General features: G+C 53.4%; 21 protein-coding genes. 15 read left to right on the forward strand and 6 right to left on the reverse strand.

All coding sequences use genetic code 11. The features are described 5' to 3' along the window. Positions 1-169: 169 nt before the first annotated feature. The 4 genes from AAFN83_RS00005 to AAFN83_RS00020 all read right to left on the reverse strand — a co-directional run bounded on the left by AAFN83_RS00005 (position 170) and on the right by AAFN83_RS00020 (position 4927). Positions 170-2107, reverse strand: a complete 1938-nt coding sequence (locus tag AAFN83_RS00005; RefSeq protein ID WP_347766264.1) for an LPXTG cell wall anchor domain-containing protein — start codon at positions 2105-2107, stop codon at positions 170-172. A 299-nt stretch (positions 2108-2406) separates the two neighbouring features. Next, positions 2407-2835, reverse strand: a complete 429-nt coding sequence (locus AAFN83_RS00010) for a DUF4183 domain-containing protein (RefSeq protein WP_347766265.1) — start codon at positions 2833-2835, stop codon at positions 2407-2409. 80 nt (positions 2836-2915) lie between these two features. Then, positions 2916-3302 (reverse strand): DUF4183 domain-containing protein, encoded by a 387-nt coding sequence (locus AAFN83_RS00015; RefSeq protein ID WP_347766266.1) that lies wholly within the window; start codon positions 3300-3302, stop codon positions 2916-2918. 83 nt (positions 3303-3385) lie between these two features. Next, on the reverse strand, positions 3386-4927 hold the full coding sequence (locus tag AAFN83_RS00020) for an NAD(P)H-hydrate dehydratase (protein ID WP_347766267.1): 1542 nt from the start codon (positions 4925-4927) through the stop codon (positions 3386-3388). Between the two features lie 192 nt (positions 4928-5119). Between AAFN83_RS00020 and map the strand changes: the two genes are divergently transcribed. After that, on the forward strand, positions 5120-5878 hold the full coding sequence (map, locus tag AAFN83_RS00025) for a type I methionyl aminopeptidase (RefSeq protein WP_347766268.1): 759 nt from the start codon (positions 5120-5122) through the stop codon (positions 5876-5878). Between the two features lie 115 nt (positions 5879-5993). Here the strand turns inward: map and AAFN83_RS00030 are convergent, their stop codons facing one another. Further along, positions 5994-6305 carry a dehydrogenase gene (locus AAFN83_RS00030; protein WP_347766269.1) on the reverse strand — a complete coding sequence of 104 codons (312 nt, stop codon included), beginning with the start codon at positions 6303-6305 and terminating at the stop codon, positions 5994-5996. 170 nt (positions 6306-6475) lie between these two features. Here AAFN83_RS00030 and AAFN83_RS00035 point away from each other — a divergent pair, with 170 nt between their 5' ends. From AAFN83_RS00035 to AAFN83_RS00085, 11 genes are all read left to right on the forward strand, one after another. After that, the gene (locus tag AAFN83_RS00035; protein WP_347766270.1) at positions 6476-7438 is read left to right on the forward strand and encodes an aldolase catalytic domain-containing protein; all 963 of its coding nucleotides are present in this window, start codon (positions 6476-6478) and stop codon (positions 7436-7438) included. Positions 7439-7646: 208 nt separating this feature from the next. Next, on the forward strand, positions 7647-8258 hold the full coding sequence (uptA, locus tag AAFN83_RS00040) for an undecaprenyl phosphate transporter UptA (protein WP_347766271.1): 612 nt from the start codon (positions 7647-7649) through the stop codon (positions 8256-8258). Between the two features lie 55 nt (positions 8259-8313). Then, entirely contained in the window at positions 8314-8880 is a 567-nt protein-coding gene (locus tag AAFN83_RS00045) for a thioredoxin family protein (protein ID WP_347766272.1), read from the forward strand. Between the two features lie 25 nt (positions 8881-8905). Continuing rightward, positions 8906-9532, forward strand: coding sequence for an MBL fold metallo-hydrolase (locus AAFN83_RS00050; RefSeq protein WP_347766273.1), 627 nt, complete (start codon positions 8906-8908; stop codon positions 9530-9532). 140 nt (positions 9533-9672) lie between these two features. Next, positions 9673-10056: an ATPase gene (locus AAFN83_RS00055; protein WP_347766274.1), complete on the forward strand. Its 384-nt coding sequence runs from the start codon at positions 9673-9675 to the stop codon at positions 10054-10056. Positions 10057-10252: 196 nt separating this feature from the next. Next, entirely contained in the window at positions 10253-10762 is a 510-nt protein-coding gene (locus AAFN83_RS00060; RefSeq protein ID WP_347766275.1) for a sigma-70 family RNA polymerase sigma factor, read from the forward strand. Further along, the gene (locus AAFN83_RS00065) at positions 10755-12191 is read left to right on the forward strand and encodes a DUF4179 domain-containing protein (RefSeq protein WP_347766276.1); all 1437 of its coding nucleotides are present in this window, start codon (positions 10755-10757) and stop codon (positions 12189-12191) included. The genes AAFN83_RS00060 and AAFN83_RS00065 overlap by 8 nt, the downstream gene beginning before the upstream one ends. 962 nt (positions 12192-13153) lie before the next feature. After that, positions 13154-13939 carry an Imm49 family immunity protein gene (locus tag AAFN83_RS00070; protein ID WP_347766277.1) on the forward strand — a complete coding sequence of 262 codons (786 nt, stop codon included), beginning with the start codon at positions 13154-13156 and terminating at the stop codon, positions 13937-13939. 457 nt (positions 13940-14396) lie between these two features. Further along, a complete protein-coding gene (locus AAFN83_RS00075; RefSeq protein ID WP_347766278.1) occupies positions 14397-14792 on the forward strand; it encodes a hypothetical protein in 396 nt (131 codons plus the stop codon). Between the two features lie 544 nt (positions 14793-15336). Next, complete coding sequence (locus AAFN83_RS00080) at positions 15337-15657, forward strand: DUF7716 domain-containing protein (RefSeq protein WP_347766279.1); 321 nt, start codon at positions 15337-15339, stop codon at positions 15655-15657. A gap of 131 nt (positions 15658-15788) precedes the next feature. After that, entirely contained in the window at positions 15789-16238 is a 450-nt protein-coding gene (locus AAFN83_RS00085; RefSeq protein ID WP_347766280.1) for an SMI1/KNR4 family protein, read from the forward strand. 86 nt (positions 16239-16324) lie between these two features. Here the strand turns inward: AAFN83_RS00085 and AAFN83_RS00090 are convergent, their stop codons facing one another. Continuing rightward, on the reverse strand, positions 16325-17245 hold the full coding sequence (locus AAFN83_RS00090) for an aldo/keto reductase (RefSeq protein WP_347767334.1): 921 nt from the start codon (positions 17243-17245) through the stop codon (positions 16325-16327). 241 nt (positions 17246-17486) lie between these two features. On the opposite strand from AAFN83_RS00090, the gene AAFN83_RS00095 reads away from it, so the two are divergent. The 3 genes from AAFN83_RS00095 (at position 17487) to AAFN83_RS00105 (ending at position 18517) form a co-directional block, all read left to right on the forward strand. Beyond that, positions 17487-17759 carry a DUF1294 domain-containing protein gene (locus AAFN83_RS00095; RefSeq protein ID WP_347766281.1) on the forward strand — a complete coding sequence of 91 codons (273 nt, stop codon included), beginning with the start codon at positions 17487-17489 and terminating at the stop codon, positions 17757-17759. 48 nt (positions 17760-17807) lie between these two features. Further along, positions 17808-18002 carry a hypothetical protein gene (locus tag AAFN83_RS00100; protein ID WP_347766282.1) on the forward strand — a complete coding sequence of 65 codons (195 nt, stop codon included), beginning with the start codon at positions 17808-17810 and terminating at the stop codon, positions 18000-18002. Between the two features lie 80 nt (positions 18003-18082). Beyond that, positions 18083-18517 (forward strand): hypothetical protein, encoded by a 435-nt coding sequence (locus tag AAFN83_RS00105; protein ID WP_347766283.1) that lies wholly within the window; start codon positions 18083-18085, stop codon positions 18515-18517. Positions 18518-18863 lie beyond the last annotated feature (346 nt).

The raw sequence follows: 18863 nt of genomic DNA on the forward strand, positions 1-18863 counted from the left end.
ATCCACTTTTATAACCACTGTCGACCACAACGAAGACTAAACAAGCTGACTCCGGTTGCGTACCGACGCCAGCTTGCTGCCTAGAGGCTTTTTTCACTGTCTACAATTCGGGGGCTTGACCAGACCCGAAGCAGGTGTTTCTTGCTTCGGGTCTTCTTTGTATTAATCGTTAGGATGGTTTACGAGAGCGGCGCAAAGCCATGAGGCCCACCCCGATGAGGAGCAGCCCGCCGCCATAGTAGCCGTAGGGAAGTGCTTCGCCGGTCTGCGGGAGCGTTCCTTTTGCAGGAGAAGAGGTTGTGCTTCCGCTTGCCGTCCCACCCGGCGTGTTTCCTTCACCCAGCGGAATCGGGTCGGGGCTGACCTCAATCAACCCCCCGTCATCGGTAGGGGAAGGCTCGGGTGACACGTTATCAGGTGACGGCGTAATCGTCGTCGTGTCTACTGCGGTGCCCGGGGTAGGCGTCGGCGTCGGACTAGCGGAATCAGACGGCGTAGCTGCAGGCGTCACGAGCACAGTAGGAGTAGGCGACGGAGTAGTGGGTTCGGACGGCGTCGGCGTAGGCGTGACCGGAGCAGTAGGAGTAGGTGACGGAGTAGTAGGTTCGGACGGCGTCGGCGTTGGAGTGACCGGATCAGTAGGAGTAGGCGACGGAGTAGTGGGTTCGGACGGCGTCGGCGTTGGAGTGACCGGAGTAGTAGGAGTAGGCGACGGAGTAGTGGGTTCGGACGGCGTCGGCGTTGGAGTGACCGGAGTAGTAGGAGTAGGTGACGGAGTAGTGGGTTCGGACGGCGTCGGCGTTGGTGTGATTGGGATAGTAGGTGTTGGCGATGGAGTAGTAGGTTCAGACGGTGTAGGTGTAGGGGTTACGGGTACAGTAGGAGTAGGAGTAGGAGTAGGCGTTGGTGTTGGAGTAGCTGTTGCGGTAGGCGTCGGAGTAGGCGTGGGTTCGCCAACTTCCAGGGTCGTCTTCTTGTGGCAAGGGAGGAGATCCACGGTCAGCTTATCGTGACCAGTGACGCGAACCGTCTCGATCCTCACTTCTCCTCCGGCCGGAATGATAACGTTCGTTCCCTTTTGTGCGGAATCGACCAAATTCCAATTGAATTTGGCCGGGACATCCAACTTGCTTTTGACTACCCACAGATAGCCGGTCGGGCTTATGGATACGGACAGTTCCAACGGCTGTGCGTTCCCTCGGCACGAATCCCAAATTTGCAGGAGGGACTTCAGATAAAGCTTGCCATGGCCGTCTTTTCCGGGTTGAACCAAGACCCCTCCTGCGTAAAGGTCGGTCTGATATGGACCGACATCCGGCAGATCGATCTCCAGGTCGTATACACCCGGCTCGAAGGTTCCGGAGAGGGTATCGTGCAGCTGCTGGAGCTCATAGGGACGCCCATCCTCCTGTACCACCGTTCCGAGCGGGTAGCGATAGCTGCTGAAGGAGATGGTCGCGATTCCTCCTGTTACCACAAGATGAAGCTTCGCCTTGCCCGTGATGGGGTCCTCGATGATGGAGGTCCTTCCCATATCGATGAAATGGGAGCCGTATTGCTTGGGATCCTGCTCCATATCCTTGGATGGTGCGGGAACCGTAAAGGTCTTCTGCTGGCCATCATAGCCGATCTGGATGGAGAAGGTTCGTTCGCTCTTGTATTTGCCAATCAGGGTAAAGGAGAACGAAAGGGTGTTGCCGTTCCCATCCGCCTGCAAAGCCGGGCTGAGCAATGTCGGCCATTCCGCCGGGTCGATAGGCAGAACCAGTTCGCTTGTGTTTACGACTCCATCCCGACCGGCAAAAGACAGGGTCTCCCCCAAACCCAATCGAAGGGCGGAGCCGTGAAAGCTCTCTGGAGCAATCGGGAGGCGTAGAGCATAGTGAAACCGTGTGTTTTGCCCGTTGTCGATCCGTTCGGAGCCGATGAAGTCCAGATACGTGCTGGCAAGCACGCTGTCTTCTGGGGACGGTGCCAGCGAATTCGCCTCTACCGAGGACTCAGGGGCCAAACCGGCTGCTGTCGCTTGCACAATGGGGGCGAGCGGTAGTACCAGCAGGGAGAGAAGCAGAAGCTTTGCCAGCAGGGAAAGCGAAGGTCTCTTCATAAAATCACCTCATGCAAGGAAATGGGGGTTGTTCTATAAAACGAACAAGCTGATGTGGAGAATGAACGCGAGCCAGCAAGAGCCTCACGGCCAAAGGGACGAAGGGTCGAGCATTAATAGGGACAAGTACTCCATATATCCCCTTTTTTTCAGCATCACCTTCATTTATTATTCTACAAATAGATACCCATTTGCAAGAGAATTATTCTTTATATAGAACAAAAATAAGAAAGGCGGTCCAGATGATAAGGACCGTCTTTCTTATTCAGATCACGAGTGCGAGCTAGCATCAAAATGAATCAGGTATTGATGGTCGTGCTCACCGTCAGATTGGGTGTTGAGGTCGAGGTGGAGGTTGTGCCGGAGTAATTATGGACCTCCACCACTACGGGCGTGCCAACGAGAATGGACGCAGTCGCCAGGACAAGCGAGGTGGCAGTCCAGGTACTTAAGCTCGACTCCTGCAGGAGGCCGTTGACATAGACATTGATGTAGCCGCCGGAGGACGGCAGAGGCAATCCGCTCGCCGTTACCGGGTTGCCGGCATCGTCGACGAAGCTGGTGTCCGGGATTGTGGTTGTCGTGTTGCCTGCATCGATCATGCCGAGCGTAATGCTCGCATTAAACCGGGCCACAGCATCGCTCACAGCGGTGGTGGTCACGGTATCGACGGTACCGGTTACGGTACTGGCCGCACCGACAAAAAGCTTGATTAAGGAAGGGGGCATTGCAATCACCTCCAATACGTTTTAGTAAAACGTATGTCCGGCGATTGCGGCCCGTCACGTTGTATGCCCGTTGGCTGTCTTTATCGGTAGAGACGAATCATCTGCAGAACAATCGGGGTTCCTTGCGGCGGAATGTCGCTCGTGAGCAGCTTGAGCCAGCCTGTTCTCACCGAATAATGGTTTGGAGGCTGGAGGACGGCATTCACGAAGAGGTTCACGAAGGAGACCTTCTTCGGATTCAGGATCCGCGAGCTTCCCGACACTTTTGAATCCCGGTTTCGATAAATGCGGCGTTGGCCGTCTGAAAACACCACGTAGCAGGTGCTCTTGCCTTTTAGCAGGATCGGCTTGCAAGGCGGCTTTCTTTTGTTAATGGAAGGGGGAGAGGCCGCAGAACGTGCGGAAGCAGAAGGCCGAGGGGCCTCCTCGGACCGGGTCGATGGTGGCTGGCTCGTTTGCTTCCCCATTGCGGATTCCTCCTGCCGCTCTATCTCAGTTGGAACCAGTTTATGTCATGACGATTCATTTGGTTTCTCGCATTCCGAGGAAGCTACAGACATTCAATGAGGTCGCTCGCCAGCAGCGTTCCGCCGGATCTCTCATTCCGGGCTATGTCTCCCGCGCGGCCGTGCAGCCATACGCCGAAGCAGGCAGCCTGCACGCCATTGAGCCCTTGGGCCAGCAAGCTGGCGATCACGCCGGTCAGGGCATCGCCCGTTCCGCCGGTGGACATGCCGGGATTGCCGGTCGTGTTGACGAAGACCGAACCGTCAGGAGCCGCGACGACGGTGCGGGAGCCCTTGAGCACGAGGATGACGCCGTGGCGAACGGCGTAGTCCCGCGCGGCTCCGATCCGGTCGGCCTGCACCTGAGCGGTCGGCTGCTTCAACAGCCGACCCATCTCGCCGGGATGCGGCGTAAGCAGCGTCGGCTGTTCCCGCCCTGGCCAATCGGCGAAGTCCTCGGCGTCGGCCACCATCCCGAGCGCATCCGCGTCCAGCACGAGCGGACAGGCGGTCCCTTCCCAGACCGCGCGAAGCCACTGGGAATCTTCGGCGTAGCGGCCGAGGCCGGGACCCATCGCGACGGCGTCTTTCCCTTCCGCGAGCGCAAGGAGCGTCTTGGCGGAGACGTGCGTCCAGTCGCCGTCACCGGCGTCGGGAACGCCCGCGAGCATCGCCTCGGGCAGCTGCCCGACCAGATGGCGTGCCAGACTGGACGGCATCGCCCACGTGGCAAGCCCGCAACCGGTGCGCAGCGCGGCCTTCGTCGCGAGGAGCCCCGCGCCGCTCATGCGTTGGGTACCGGCCGCAATGAGTACATGGCCGTACGTTCCCTTGTGCGTATCCTCCCGGCGGGTGCGGCTTACCTCCACCCCGAGGGCATCCGCCAGCGTCTCTTCCGTAATCAGCCGCGCAAGCGGCTTCGAGCGGTCAAGCGACGCCTCCGGGATGCCGATGGGGCGGACGACCACGTGTCCGGCATACTCCGCGCCGGGATGCTGGACGAGCCCTTGCTTCAGCCAGGCGAAGGCGACGGTGACCGTCGCCCGAATGCAAGGCTCGTAGGCAGCCCCGGTGTCGGCGTCGATCCCGCTCGGCAGGTCCGCTGCGACGACGGGCAGGCCGGTTTCATTCGCCGCCTGGATCAACTCGGCGACCGTCCCGCGGGGAGCGCCTTTCGTGCCGGTGCCGAGCAGGGCATCGACGATGCCCTCGTAGCGCCACCCCTCGATGCCTTCTGCGCCGACGGCGGCGGAAAAGCCAAGGCGTTCGGCGATGTCCCGCTGCAGAGCCGCGTCTCCGGCGAGCTCCTCGGGCGGGCAGGCGAATCGGAGGTCGGCGTGGATGCCCGCCTCCTGCAGGTGGCGAGCCGCGACCAAGCCGTCGCCTCCGTTGTTGCCTTTGCCTACGAGGATGAGCCAACGCTTCGTTAGCGGGCGTCCCTCCGCCTGAAGTCGGCTGGAGAGGGCGAGAACCTCTTCGGCCAGCGCGCGGCCGGCGTTCTCCATTAAACTAGCCGCCGGGATGCCGATCTTCTCGATCGCATGTCGGTCGGCGGCTCTCATTTGTTCTGATGTCATTATGTACAAAGGGAATTCCCCTTTCTAGGAAGTAGGTTCGTCATGAGGAAAGTGAGGGCGGTACAGGCTTCCCTTGCTTTTCCGATAGCGTCAATCTAGAATCAAGTATAGCGAAAATACGGCGAAATGACGAATGCCATCCTCCGCCGATCTCCGCATATAGTAAGGGAAGATAGCAAGTGATTGGAGGAGACCCTGAACGTGATCAAGATGAAGACCCCTGAAGAAATCGCAAAGATGAAAGCAGCCGGCGACATTCTTGCGGATTGCCATAAGGAGATTGCGAAGCTCATCGCCCCGGGCGTGACGACCTGGGAGATCGACCAGTTTGTTGAGAAGTTTCTGAAGGAACGCGGAGCCACCCCGGAGCAAAAGGGCTACAGCGGCTACGAATACGCGACCTGCGCCTCGGTGAATGAGGTCGTCTGCCACGGCTTTCCGAAGAAGGAGCCGCTCAAGAACGGCGACATTGTGACCATCGACATGGTGGTGAACCTGGACGGCTGGCTTGCGGACTCTGCATGGTCCTACACCGTTGGGGAGGTAAGCCAGAAGGCGGCGGATCTGCTGGAGGTGACGCGCCAATCCATGTATGAAGGAATCAAGCAAGCCGTTGTCGGCAATCGGATCGGGGACATCTCCCACGCCATCCAGGTGTTTGCCGAAGAACGAGGCTATTCTGTGGTGCGCCAGTTTATCGGCCACGGAATCGGCAAAGACATGCATGAAGCACCGGAAGTGCCGCACTATGGACCGGCCGGAAGAGGCCCCCGCCTGAAGGAAGGCATGGTACTCACGGTCGAGCCGATGCTCAACGTCGGCGGCTGGGAAGCTTATATCGAAGAGGACGGATGGACAGCCAAGACAGTAGACGGCAGCCTGTCGGCTCAGTACGAGCATACCATCGCCATCACGAAGGACGGCCCGGTTATCCTCACGGATCAAGGAGAGCCTCGCTGATTCTCGTCTCGAATCAGCCGTTCGGCTCACTCCTGACAAAGGACGCCTCCCTCGCGCGTTACGCGTGAAAGAGGCGTCCTTTTTGTCTTTTGACGAGGCCGAGTCGCTCCTGGAACTATCCGCCGAAGGCAGCGCGAAACGCGGCCGCCACCTGTTTCGGCTCCAGCTCCCAGAGAGCGGCGACTTCATCGGCCACATGCTCCTCGAACCAGTCGGCGAGCAGCGATTTGTTGCTTCCGTTCTGGACGATGTAGAGCAGATCGAGCATCACTTTCTTCCGGTACGCTTCCTCCGCCTTTTGCATCGCCTCTGCCGGGATATGCTTTGGGAGCCTTTTGGCCGTTCGGTATAGTTCCCTGGTACAAGCGCGCCGGATGTGCCGGGCTGTCGGGAGTGGCGCTTCGTGCTTGTTGTTCATCGGTTTCATGCGGGCACCGCCTTTCCGAGGCGCGATAAGCGCCGATACTCATTCCTATGCGGCAGGAGGGCGGACGGCTACCGCCGCGAAACCGCAGACGATAGGGAGAAGGTTCACGTTTGACAGGGATCATGGCTTGTGTTATAACTTGCGAAAACGAAGCGGGAAGGGGATCACCCATGAGGAGAAACACAGCAAACATTCTGGATTGCACCATCCGCGACGGCGGCCTTGTGAACAACTGGGCGTTCAGCGTCGAATTCGTCCAAGCCCTGTACCGGGCCCTGAGCGAAGCGGGTGTGGAATACATGGAGATCGGCTACAAGAATTCGCCCAAGCTGCTCAAGGGAGCGGACGCGGGGCCGTGGCGGTTTCTGGATGAAGCGTTCCTCCGCGAGGTCATCCCCCACAAGACGGCGACGAAGCTGTCTGCTCTGGTGGACATCGGCCGCGTGGACGAGAATGACATTTTGCCAAGAGAAGAGTCGCTGCTCGATCTGATTCGGGTTGCCTGCTACATCCGTGACGTGGGCAAAGGCCTTGAACTGGTCCAAACGTTCCATGACAAAGGCTACGAAACGTCGCTCAACATTATGGCGCTGTCGCATGTCCTCGAGCATGAGCTCGAAGAGGCCCTTACGCTGATCGCCAAGAGCCCGGTCGACATCGTCTATGTGGTGGATTCGTACGGCAGCATGGACCCGAGGGATATCGCCCTCATGGTGAACAAATTCAAGGAACTCGTGCCAAACAAGAAGCTCGGCATTCACGCCCACAACAACTTGCAGCTGGCTTTTGCCAATACGCTGACCGGACTGGATCATGGCGCCACCTTCCTCGATGCTTCCGTGTTCGGCATGGGCCGCGCCGCCGGCAATTGCAACACGGAGCTGCTGCTCAGCCAGTTGGACAACACCCGCTATGAGCTCCGCCCGCTCATTCAGGTCATCGAAGAGCACATGATCGGCATCCGGCAAAAATGGGAATGGGGCTACCTCATTCCGTACATGATCTCCGGCGTGTTTGACGAGCACCCGCGCATGGCGATGGCGCTTCGAGCCAGCGACAACCGCGATCATTACCTGGAGTTTTACGACACGCTCACGGGTCCGGAGTCCATCGTCGCGAAGAAGGCGGATTGAGCCTCATGCAGGGCAGCCTTGTCGGGAGCGGAGCTTGAAGCCGCGCCAGGCAAGGCTTTTTTACTGGTGGGATGAAGAACGGCAATCGGAAATGGGTTTTACCTGGCATTAAGGTTTCATGATTGCCATAGGGTTATGATAGAATGGTAGAGACAAGCGTCCACCGGGTGAACGCTACCCATCACATTTTCTGGAAGGCAGGTTGGCAATGGGCCAGTTTATTCAGCAACTCTTGGACTTTTTGACGGGACTTGGCTACTGGGGCATCATGCTCGGGCTTATGGTCGAGATCATTCCGAGCGAGATCGTGCTCGCGTATGCCGGATTTCTTGTAGCTCAAGGACAAATCAACTTCGTGGAGGCCATCATCTTCGGTACGATCGGGGGAGTTATCTCCCAATGGTTCATCTACTGGATCGGGTTGTATGGAGGCCGTCCGTTCCTGGAGAAATACGGCAAGTACATCCTCATCAAGAAAAAGCATATCGACAGTGCCGAGCACTGGTTTAACCAATATGGGGGCGGCGTCATCTTCACGGCCCGCTTCATCCCGGTCGTCCGCCACGCGATTTCCGTACCAGCCGGGATGGCGCGCATGCCGTTCTGGAAATTCACGACCTTGACCACGCTTGCCATCATCCCCTGGTCCGTTCTGTTCGTATGGCTGGGTGAGCGGCTGAGCAGCCTGGGCAAGAGCTGGAAAGATATCCACGAGCTATCCGGCCAGTATACACTTCCCTTCATCGCAGCAGCCGTCGGCCTTTTGTCCCTGTACTTCATCATCAAGATCGTACGCAACCGCAGAAAAGCTCAGCACTAAGCCGCTGTCGCAACCGGGCGGCTCACTCTAATCCATGTACAGGAGGGCTTCACTCATGACCCAAAACATCGCAGGCTCCATCGGAACCGGGATCAAACCCGCTGTTTTTATCGACAGCATGCAAAAGAATCGGGAAGACTTCCTGAACCACTTCACTTCCTTCGAATGGCCGAGCGAGGCTGACCGCGAGTTCTTCGAATCATTCAAGAACCGGGATGACATTCGCTGCTTGATCCTCGCGGCGGAATGGTGCGGAGACGTGGTTCGGAACATACCCGTTGTGTTCCGCGTGCTGGAGAACAGCGGGATTCCGCTGGAAGTGCTCGTCATGGAGCAGCACCTGGAGGTCATGGATCAATTCCTGACCTTGGGCGGCCGAGCCATCCCGGTTGTGATCTTCGCTGATACCGGCGGTTATGTTCTCGGCACATGGGGCCCGAGACCGGCTCACGTCCAGGAGGCGATGATCGCGTTCAAGGCGGCGAACCCGGATCGGGAAGCAGCCGATTATCAGGAGAAGCTGCAAGAGACCCGCGCTGAGATGGCGCGCCGGTACGGAGAAGGGACCGGTTACCAGTCGGTGATCGTTCAGGAGCTCCGGACCCTGTTGTCCTCTTTTTAATCACGGAACAAGGGAGAACAAGAGCATGACCATTCAGATCGACACCCTCGTGCTGGGGCCGCTTGGCACCAACGCTTATCTATTGAAGAACACGGAGACGAACCAAGCGATTGTCATCGATCCGGGGATGAAGCCCGCTGCGCTCCTTCGCCGAATCGAGCCGCTTCAGGTGGAAGCGGTGCTGCTCACCCATGCCCACTTCGATCATATGGCCGGAGTGGACGAGGTCCGCGATGCCAAGGGCTGTCCCGTCTACCTGCATGACCTGGAGGCAGACTGGATGACGGATCCGAAGAAAAACGGCTCGGGCCGTTGGCCAGAGGTTGGCGGAGCTATCACAGCGCGGCCAGCCGAACATGCGCTTGCAGAAGGCCAAGTGCTTAAGCTGGCAGGCATCGAGCTTAAGGTGCTGCACACGCCGGGGCACTCTCCGGGAAGCGTCAGCTTCCTCTGGGGAGACAAGCTGTTTGCCGGTGACGCGCTGTTCCGACTTGGCGTGGGGCGTACCGACTTGTACGGGGGAAGCGACCGCGACCTGCGGGATACGCTGCACGGCAAGCTGTTTAAGCTGGATGAAGCGGTTCAGGTTTTTCCGGGCCACGGCCCCAAGACGACAATCGGGTATGAACGCGCCAATAATCCGTACGCATAACGAAACAAATTTCAGGGGAGTACGTATAAGCCTAACAAGCTGCTTGCCCGAGCTGTGGTCCGTTGGACATGACAGAGGAATCACGGGTCCGGGCGAGCAAAAGTCGCATCCGCTGGGGGATGTCAAAAGGGGGAGACAGGATGCTGCGACTTGGGCAAAAGGTTTTTTTTGTAGGGGATTCCTTGGAGCAAGGGCTGCCGCTTGAGGAGTACGGCTATGTTATCGCATACGACCGCAATGCGGACAACGTATTCGATTACGTGGTACGGATTCCGAAGATGAACCGCCATGTAATGGTGCCTGCCGCTGACATCGAGCGGGAAGAGGTGCTGTTCATGCAGGAAGCGGACCGCATCGAGCGGGAAGCCCTGATCGATTTTGCGCTTGCTACGCGGAACGAGGAGCTGTTCTACCGCTTGGTGAACGGTGACGATCTGCAGGAGGAAGTCGTGGAAGAACCGGCCAAGGATTCGATGAGCCAAGAGGATTTCATAAAACAAATTAACCTGAAGGCCTGGATCTAACCGGGCCTTGGGCAACTGGCCTCCGGGGCCCCGCGTGGGGCTGTCGGGGGTTTTTGTTTATTTAAGAGGGAAGCGGAGGGACCCTCTGGCCCGCAGCGACACCAAATTGAGCCGAAAAATAACAGCAAAACCGAAAACCGTTTGGCCCCTTCCGCTGTCTAATAAGGGATCAACGGACAGGAGGGGCACTGTGAGCATGACGGATTGGGCTGCCAAAGCCCGAAGGGGAGATGATTCGGCGTTTGCCGAGCTGGCGCATGCCTGCAAGGAGAAGCTGTACCGAATCGCCTTCGCCTACTTACGAAATGAAGCGGATGCGCTGGAAGCGGTGCAGGAAACGGTGTGCCGGGCTTATCAGAAAATCCGCAAGCTGAAGGAGCCGGAGCACGTCCTGACCTGGATTACGCGCATTCTGCTTAATTATTGTGCGGATGAGGTAAAGCGGCGTTCCCGTTCCGGGATAGCTCCTGCTGACTATGCGGCGGCTGCGTGGGATCATCCATCTGATCCCGATCTTCAAGCAGCGGTTCGCGGCTTGGACCCGAAATATCGGCAAATTGTCATCTTGATGTATTTTGAAGGATACACCCTTACAGAAATCGCAAGCTTGCTCGACCTGCCGAGCGGTACCGTAAAGACGAGGCTCCACAAGGCGCTGCAAGAGCTTCGTCGCCATTTGGGAGAGGGGGAAGACGCACATGGATGAAGAAAAGAAGGAAACGCTGCTCCGGTCGGACGAACAATCATCCCCACTAGAGGGGAAACTAGCAGACTCATCGGCAGGAAACTTCGAATCGAGCGGAGAGAAAGACAAGCCGACCACGCTCGCCGAATGGAAGCAGTGCTACACCGAGACCCCTCTACCCGCTGGCCTGGACGAAGCTGTTCGAATCGGGATCGAACGCGGGGCCAGACGGCGTCGAACGCGAGGTCGCTCGCGGCTTGCCGCGTGGAGCGCAGCCGCTGTGCTGGTTCTGTTTCTCGGCAGCGTGCGGGTATCCCCGGCCTTTGCTGCCTACATCAGCCAGATTCCTGGTCTTGAAAGCTTTGTGGAGTGGCTTACGCTCGACAAGGGTCTTCAGCTCGCTGTAGATCACGACCTCGTTCAAGAGATTGGGGTCAGCGACACGCACGACGGGGTTGAGTTCCGCGTAGACGGTGTTATCGCCGATGAAGCGCGCATTGTGATCATGTATTCCTTTGTTGTTAAAACTCCGGGGGCCAAGATTCCGGATCAGGCTCACTTCCGGCTGGGCCTGTATGACTCGAACGGAAAACGGATTGAAGGGGGCTACGCCGTCAGCGGAGGAAGCTCTCCTGCAGAAGGAGATACGGTCTCTCGGGTGCTGGAAGTGGAACTGATGGAGGAAAACAACCCGGCTCCGCAGAGCCTTGAGGTAGCCATGGTTCAAGAGGCGGCAACCGGAATTACTGCCGGGGAATGGAAGGTTGGCTTCGATCTGGATACCGCCAAATTCCAGGGGATGCGGCAGGAGCAAGAGCTCCATCACACCTTTACGTCTGCAGGCCAAACCTTTACCCTCAAGAGGGCCATTTATTACCCGACGCGCATGAAGCTGGAGATTGATTCCGATCCGAACAATCGCCTGCACATCTTTGGTTTGACGGGTTTGAGTCTCACCGATGAGGAAGGACGCGTCTGGACGACAAAGACAGCAACGATCGATCCAGACGGATGGACGGTCTTTTTTGAAAGCAGCTATTTCACTCGACCGAAGCGTCTCACTCTGTCCGGTCTAGGGGTTAACGCGCTGCCGGAAAACGAAAGGGTTCTGCAACTCGATCTGGACAGCGGCAAGCTTACCGGCGGACCTGCAGATCTGTCCTTCGAGGGCTCTCGGGTCAATGGAAACGACAGATCATTCACTTTCAAGATGCCTTATGAGTCGGAGCACCCCATTGCTTTCCAAATGGAGAAGGTAACGGATTCCACGGAAAAAGCCTTCGAGTCCCATCTGTTTGAATCCCATCAAAGCGATGGAGGCATTTTGGAACAGACGATTACCTTCCAAGGAGGGAAAGAAATGAAGGGGACCCTCACCTTCCGGATCTCCGGTTATCCGCGTGTGGAGCGCTCTCCGTTCACCGTGGAATTTGAGACGCCGTTCCCCTGAGGGGACGGGTGAAGGTAATCACATCCCACCAGATATAGACCAAAGGTTAGAACAGATGGTCGATAACATAAGGGGTGAGGTTGGAAAACCTTATCTCCTACAGGATATGTTGGTGGTGCAGTAGTAGAAATTGAAGGTGCTACACCAAATAAAGGCATATAGTGGATATAATAATCGCCTTTCAAAAACGGATGCATTGAACCATGACTATGGCTATAAATTCAATGACCAAAACAGGATTTTCGATACTAAAAATAGAGAACGCCGTGTCCTAGTTGTTCAAGTGTAATAAAGCAATCTAAAGAGATATTTCCAAATGTAAAAGTGATAGTTAAATCTATGTATTAAACGAGGATAAGTTAAATGAATCAGTATGAAATCTGCTTTGCAAATGATTATATGACGAATTTATGCTCAAAAAGGCATTGAATACAAGGGATAAGTTGAGTGTAGAGAACTTATGTATCTTCAAAGATCCAACAGATCCTCTACAATTTTTATGCGTAGATTGTAATGACGGAGACTGGATTTATCCTCTAGTTGTTAGATGTGATGATGTCAAGAGAGATTTAGTTAAAAACTGTCTTCTACGATGGGATAAATTAATAAGAGAAGGATACGACCAAGAAATCAATCAAGAGTTACCAAACGTAATAGATAGCAATAATACTCTTCTTGGAAAAATTTAAAAAATTCTATCGTATCTCTTTTTAGTGGCTATCCATTTTTGTGTAAGCTCCCACTTTATAAAACAGGTTGATGATGGTCAAATACCGCCATGATTGACCTGTTTTTAATGTGGAAGTATCAGGATTTGGTTGTTGAAGATCACACATCGGTCATGGTATATGACAAAAGAAAATTTAGTTAGTTTGTAAAGATTGATAGTGTAGTATAAAGTTGTTTATTGTAAATGTAGATTCATTTTTAGCTATATATAGCTAAAGCAGGAGGTTCTTGACGTGAAAAAAAGTAAATATATTCAGTATTTCCCTGAAATTTTCAATGAAACAATTGAAGAAAAAAATGAACATATTGAGGATTTTAGAAAAAATGGATTACCAGGAAATGTAGGGTACTATTATGAATTACTTGCAGATGGATTCCGAGATATAGCTATTGGTGAAATCATTTTGAATGAGGATGTAGTTAAATCAAAACAGAGCTTTTACTTAGCAGGAAAAATGCAGGAAGCATTGTACCAAAATTACGATATGAAGAAAAATGACATCACTGCTGATTGTGTAAATACAAATAAATATACAGCACTATTGATGGCCTTAATTAGTGAGAATGAAGATTTGATTACTTCTTTAGCAGAGCTATTTGGAGGAAGAATTGAAGAAGAGGAAGAAGATCACGAGTTTAATAAGGCTTTTGGGTATGCTTTGAAGAATATACTACTTGGTCAAATGGAAGATGCCAAAGTTTTTATAGCAAAATTAAAGAGTCTCGAAGGCAGTAAAGAGATGAAGTATTATGATGGTTATTCGAAAGTACTGGATGGAATTATCGAAAAGGATAGCCATCAGGTGAACGAAAACTTAACCTATATGATACAATGCCATAAAAAGTTAAAAGGAGAGTATGGTGACACTCCCCAGGAGTTACTAAGTATACCGGTGTTGGGTCTAGCGAAAGTAGCTGCTAGAAACGGTATAGAGGTTAATATTATGGATACCCTAACTCCATCAGAATTGTTAGAAAGCCATACAATAAATTATCCTGTTGTTGATTTTATAGACTAGAAGGGTGAGAAAATGAAGGCTCTGGCTTTCTTACAACTTAGTAAAAAGCTATCAAAAGATTCTGATGCAGTCATTCAAGCAGTTAAATCATCTATTGATTCACCCGATACTTTTTTGTAGATCATAGGTGAAGTGGACAAACGGTCTTAAAAACCATCAATAGCTTAGTCAATAAAACTGAAATATAGAACGCGCAAGCTGGACGGGGCTATCCAGTGCCGAATGGAGGAAAGCAATGGTGTCAGATTGGGGGAAAAACCTAAATACGAAATTAGGGGACTCCCTGATATGCGTCATGAGAAGGCTTGTGAACATCATCTACAGGACGATGAAGGTAAGGAGTAAAGAAGAGAATGGTTTATTCAAATGAATGGATTGAATTCATAAACAAAAAAGAGGTTTTGAAAAAGCTTCTTTTTCCTTTAATAATCTAGAAGAAAATACAAAGAAAATTGATTTGAAAAAGGCATTAGAAACGAAAGATTTACTAAGTCAATTATCAGTTCTACGAATGATGGGAGAGGGTTATCTCTTTCCAGATTCGATTGAAGTAGTTCTCGAAGAGGTTGTGGAAATTGCAATAACTGGACACGAAGAGTGCGCGGGGTGGGCAGGAATTGCCTTAAATCATGTAAGTAAGAAAAAGTGGAAAGACAAGATCATTAAATTAATCTTTTTCTATACTGACCGAAATAGCGATGATCCTGTCGTATTTCATCAATCATGGCTTTTATTATATAGGCTGGGGTTTAAACAAGCGTTATTAGAATATATGGAGACTTACAAAAATGATATGAATGGGGAACTTGATGATGCTGACTTACGGGACATAGAAAATATGGTGGAACGGTAAGGTAAAAGAAAAGTACCAGACGCGGCTAGCCATCGAAGAGTTTTGTAAAACGGGAGAAAGAACAGACCAAGTGGGGTGGATTGAGGATACCGAAATGCCGGAAGACGGCCATTATTAATCATTACGGGGTCCCCTATGAGAGGTGAGTGAGGGAGGACGTGAAGCCATTCCGTTTTGTTTGGCAGCAGGGTTGGCTATTGGTCAAAACATAGCACAAACCAAACGGTTTGAAAGGTATGGTAATTGTTTACTATGCGAGCTTGGGCGAGTCGATTCAAAAAGAATTTAAAGAGAATTACGTAAGCTTGATAGGTGGACATGAGGCGGTAAGTGCATATGGACATAACATGATGAGAAATCACTCCAATTTCAGGAGCATCATCGAACATAAAATTGCTGTACGAGGTATTGACTTCATTGCCTAAATACAGGGGATGAGGAAGATAGAAAAACTGGCGAGATCGAAAGGGATGAAGCGACTGTCATTCATCCAGCAAACAAGACCATCGTACACATTCTATAACAAGGTGTAAGGAGAAGAACAATGGAGAAGCGAATGACATTGCGAACGATACTCACTCAAATTGAAACATTCGAGTGGTCGGATGCACTATTTCTTCCGGAAAATGAGACATGGAGTCTTGAAACACAAGGGGCAGTACTCGATCCAGATGATGTAGAAGATGATGAAGATGAGGTTCCGAAGTTTGCAAAGGACCATGATTTGATGTACGCCTTGGATATTCAAACGATACAAGGGATTGTTGAAAACGCTTATGAGCAAAAGAGCGAGTGTACAGATCAAGAGTTATTTGAAGCTTTTACCTACTATTATGATCACGATGCCTTTATCGTTATGAAATAATCCGTCACAATAACCCCCCACAGGGAATTCGGTATGGGTGAAATCCGAACTGAGGATCGGCGGGATATGGGGAAGAGGGATTATGGAGAGGACAACTGTCATCCAATAAAGGCGAATGGGAGAGTTTATCTATGAAGAGTGTAGAGGAATTGCGTGCGAGATATGGTCGGTTGTACCCTGAAGATGGGGTCGACGAGAATGTCTTACGAACAATTGAGGACATTCTTCAGGTAAAACTTCCCGACGATTTTTCCGGTATAGCAACCTTTTTCAGTGGCGGATCGCTGGGTGGAATAAGTTGCTTTGCGTTTGGACATGAAGATATTACACCTACTATCGTAGAGGAAACATTGAGGCATAGAACTGCTATAAAGTTACCACCTAATTTTATAGTCTTAGCTGAGCCGCCAGCCAGTTTGATTATAATGGATGTCTATCATCATCCATCTGTTATATGGTGTGATGCGACAGATGCCGAAAGAATACAAACCAAGTCTTTCATTTCGCCACCAGATACATGGAATACCTATACGGATTTTTTTGCTGCGTTAGTTGAAAATGAAGAAGAAGAAGGGGAATAGCGGAAACTTAACCAAAGTAAAAGGGCAGCCCCTTCCGCGAGGGAAGTAAGGCTGCCTTGTTCGATTTTTTACGGGTCGAGGGTGATTTACTCGTTCCAAGCCTGCGGGTGCTGGTTGCTGATCAGCTCAACCGCAGCCGCATTCGCCTCCACCTGGGCGGCGTCCTTGCAACCGGGGATAACTGCGGTTACCGCGTCATGCTTCAAGCACCAGGCGAGTGCCCAGGCGGCCATCGAGGTGCCGGCCGGTACTTCATTTTGCTGGATCTCCTCGACGAGCTTCAGCTTCGCTAAAGTCTTCTCGGGATCGTGGCGGTGCCGAACATCATCCGCACCGAAGACGGCTCCCGGCTTATACTTGCCGCTCAAGTAGCCGCTGGCGAGCGGAACGCGGGCGAGCACCCCGAGGTCCTGCTCCCGGCAGGAGGGGAACACCTCTGCCTCGGGCTCTCGATCCAGACGGTTGTAGACGACTTGAATGGCGGAAGCGCCGACTTTCGAAGCCGCCGCTGTCTGGTGGATGTTGGTGTTGGCGCCGATCGAGATACCGAGGTGGCGGATTTTGCCGGCTTGCACCTGTTTGTCGAGTGCAGTCCACAGGTCGTCTCGATCGAAGGACGAATCCGGGCCGGAGTGGAATTGGTACAAGTCGATGTAATCCGTACCAAGCGCCCGCAAGGAAGCATCCAGCTGGCGGAGGACATCTTCTGGATCATAGACATCGGTGCGATTGTAAGGTCCATGGAAATGATGGCCGAATTTCGTCGCAATGACCCAATCCTCGCGCTTGTCGTGGCGAAGGAACCCGCCGATTCTTTCCTCGGAGAGGTGATCCCCGTAGCACTCCGCCGTGTCGATGAGGTTGATGCCAAGCTCCTTGGCTCTCCCGAGAATACGGTCCGCATCTTCTTGTGCGAAGGTCTTGCCCCATTCTCCGCCGAACTGCCACGTGCCGACACCGACAATTGATACTTTCAGTCCGGTCTTGCCCAATCTGCGATATTTCATGGCCATGGTGCGCTCCTCCTTGGGAATGGTATGTCCAGCTTACACTCAGTCGTGAGGCTTGTTCCTTGTCATTTTACCTTACGAGCGACTCCGAGAGCAAAAGAGCTGGGGCGCTTCGCATCTCATCCCTCCTTGACTAGGGGCTACCGCTCTTGACGGAAGCGCTTCTTTCTCGGACAATCAAAAGCATAGAATAGAGCTCTCGCAAGAACACTAGATTTGGGTAAGGGGGAACGCTGCAATGATTTATCTGTTCGGGTATTTGGTGGCCATCAACCTCTTCGGCTTCGTTCTCATGGGAAGTGACAAAGCGCGAGCCCGGCGCAAAAAACGGCGCGTACCGGAAGCGAGACTCTTCCTGACCGCCTTTCTTGGGGGCGCGTTGGGCGTCTTGCTCGGGATGAACCGATTCCGACATAAAACACTGCACACATCATTCCGAGTAGGCATTCCGCTTCTTCTCATGCTCAATGCGGCGACCGTCGCTTTTGTCTGGCGGCTGCTGGAGCGATAGAGGGATTCCGAAAAAGAGAGATAAAGAGGAAAGGAGAGGACGAGCTGGATGGAGGAGCGAAAGCTCAATTGGCACAAGGAAAGAGCCGGAGCGGACAAATCTTCGTTTCGCTTGCGGCTGGAAGCGGAGGAGAGCGAGCCGGAGCCCGGAGATCGTCTGCGGCGAAGGATTCGGTGGATGCTGTGGTTGGCGACTGCTCTGGCGGCGATCTTAGGAGCCTACGGCTTGCGCTGGATGGAATAAAGAATTCGCGCCGAGACGTTCCTCAAACCAGGACGAGGCCTCCCTCGTCTTTTTTAGTAGGAACGGGGAGGGGAACCTTTATGGGGAAAGGAAAGATTGCCTTGCTGCTGCTCGCCATGGGCATGGCTTTGTCAGGCTGTCAGGAGGGAGAAGCGTCCAAGCCAGCGTCTGCTCCCTTATCAGAGAGGAAGGCGAAGCTGACGAAGGCCACAGTAGACGTGGAGAAGAAGGACAACTGGTGGGTGGTACCTGGCGATCGCACGAACCTAACCTTCCAAGTGGAAGCCTCTAACACGGATACGGTGCTGTTTTGGTACTACCCTGCGGGAACGGACGTGGAAGGCGAGAAGACGCTGCTTGGCTATGATTCGGACGGCCGTGATGGCTGGTCCTTCACGTGGGAGTTTGAGAAACGGGTTTTTCATGAATACATTCTTGTTCAAGCCATCGGCAGCGACGGAGCATCGCTTGCTTCGGAGACGTTCAACCTGCACACGGAAGATGGAAGCGAATGAGGGGCGTTTCTCACCCTTGCAATCGGCGGAGTGCTTGCTTATAATGGGGATTAATGCTAGTTGATGGTGAATACATGCGAAGATGGAGAAGAGTAAGCGGTACGATCCGACAGGGAGGAAACGCCGGAGATTGAGAGCGTTTCTCGGGGATTGCGGGCCGCCGAAGTTCGCTCCGGAGCAGCTTCTTGAACGCGCTCGTCAGCGCCAGTAGAGACAGCCGGCCGCGATGCCGTTATCGTCGCTTTGAGCAAGCGCAGCTCGATCTATGCATGCGCTTGAAATGAGGGTGGTACCACGGCGTCTTCGTCCCTTTCCCGGGACGAACGGCGTCTTTTTTGCGTTAGGG

Origin of the sequence: Gorillibacterium sp. CAU 1737 (assembly GCF_039888655.1) — a bacterium.
In the GTDB taxonomy this organism is placed as follows: domain Bacteria; phylum Bacillota; class Bacilli; order Paenibacillales; family NBRC-103111; genus Gorillibacterium.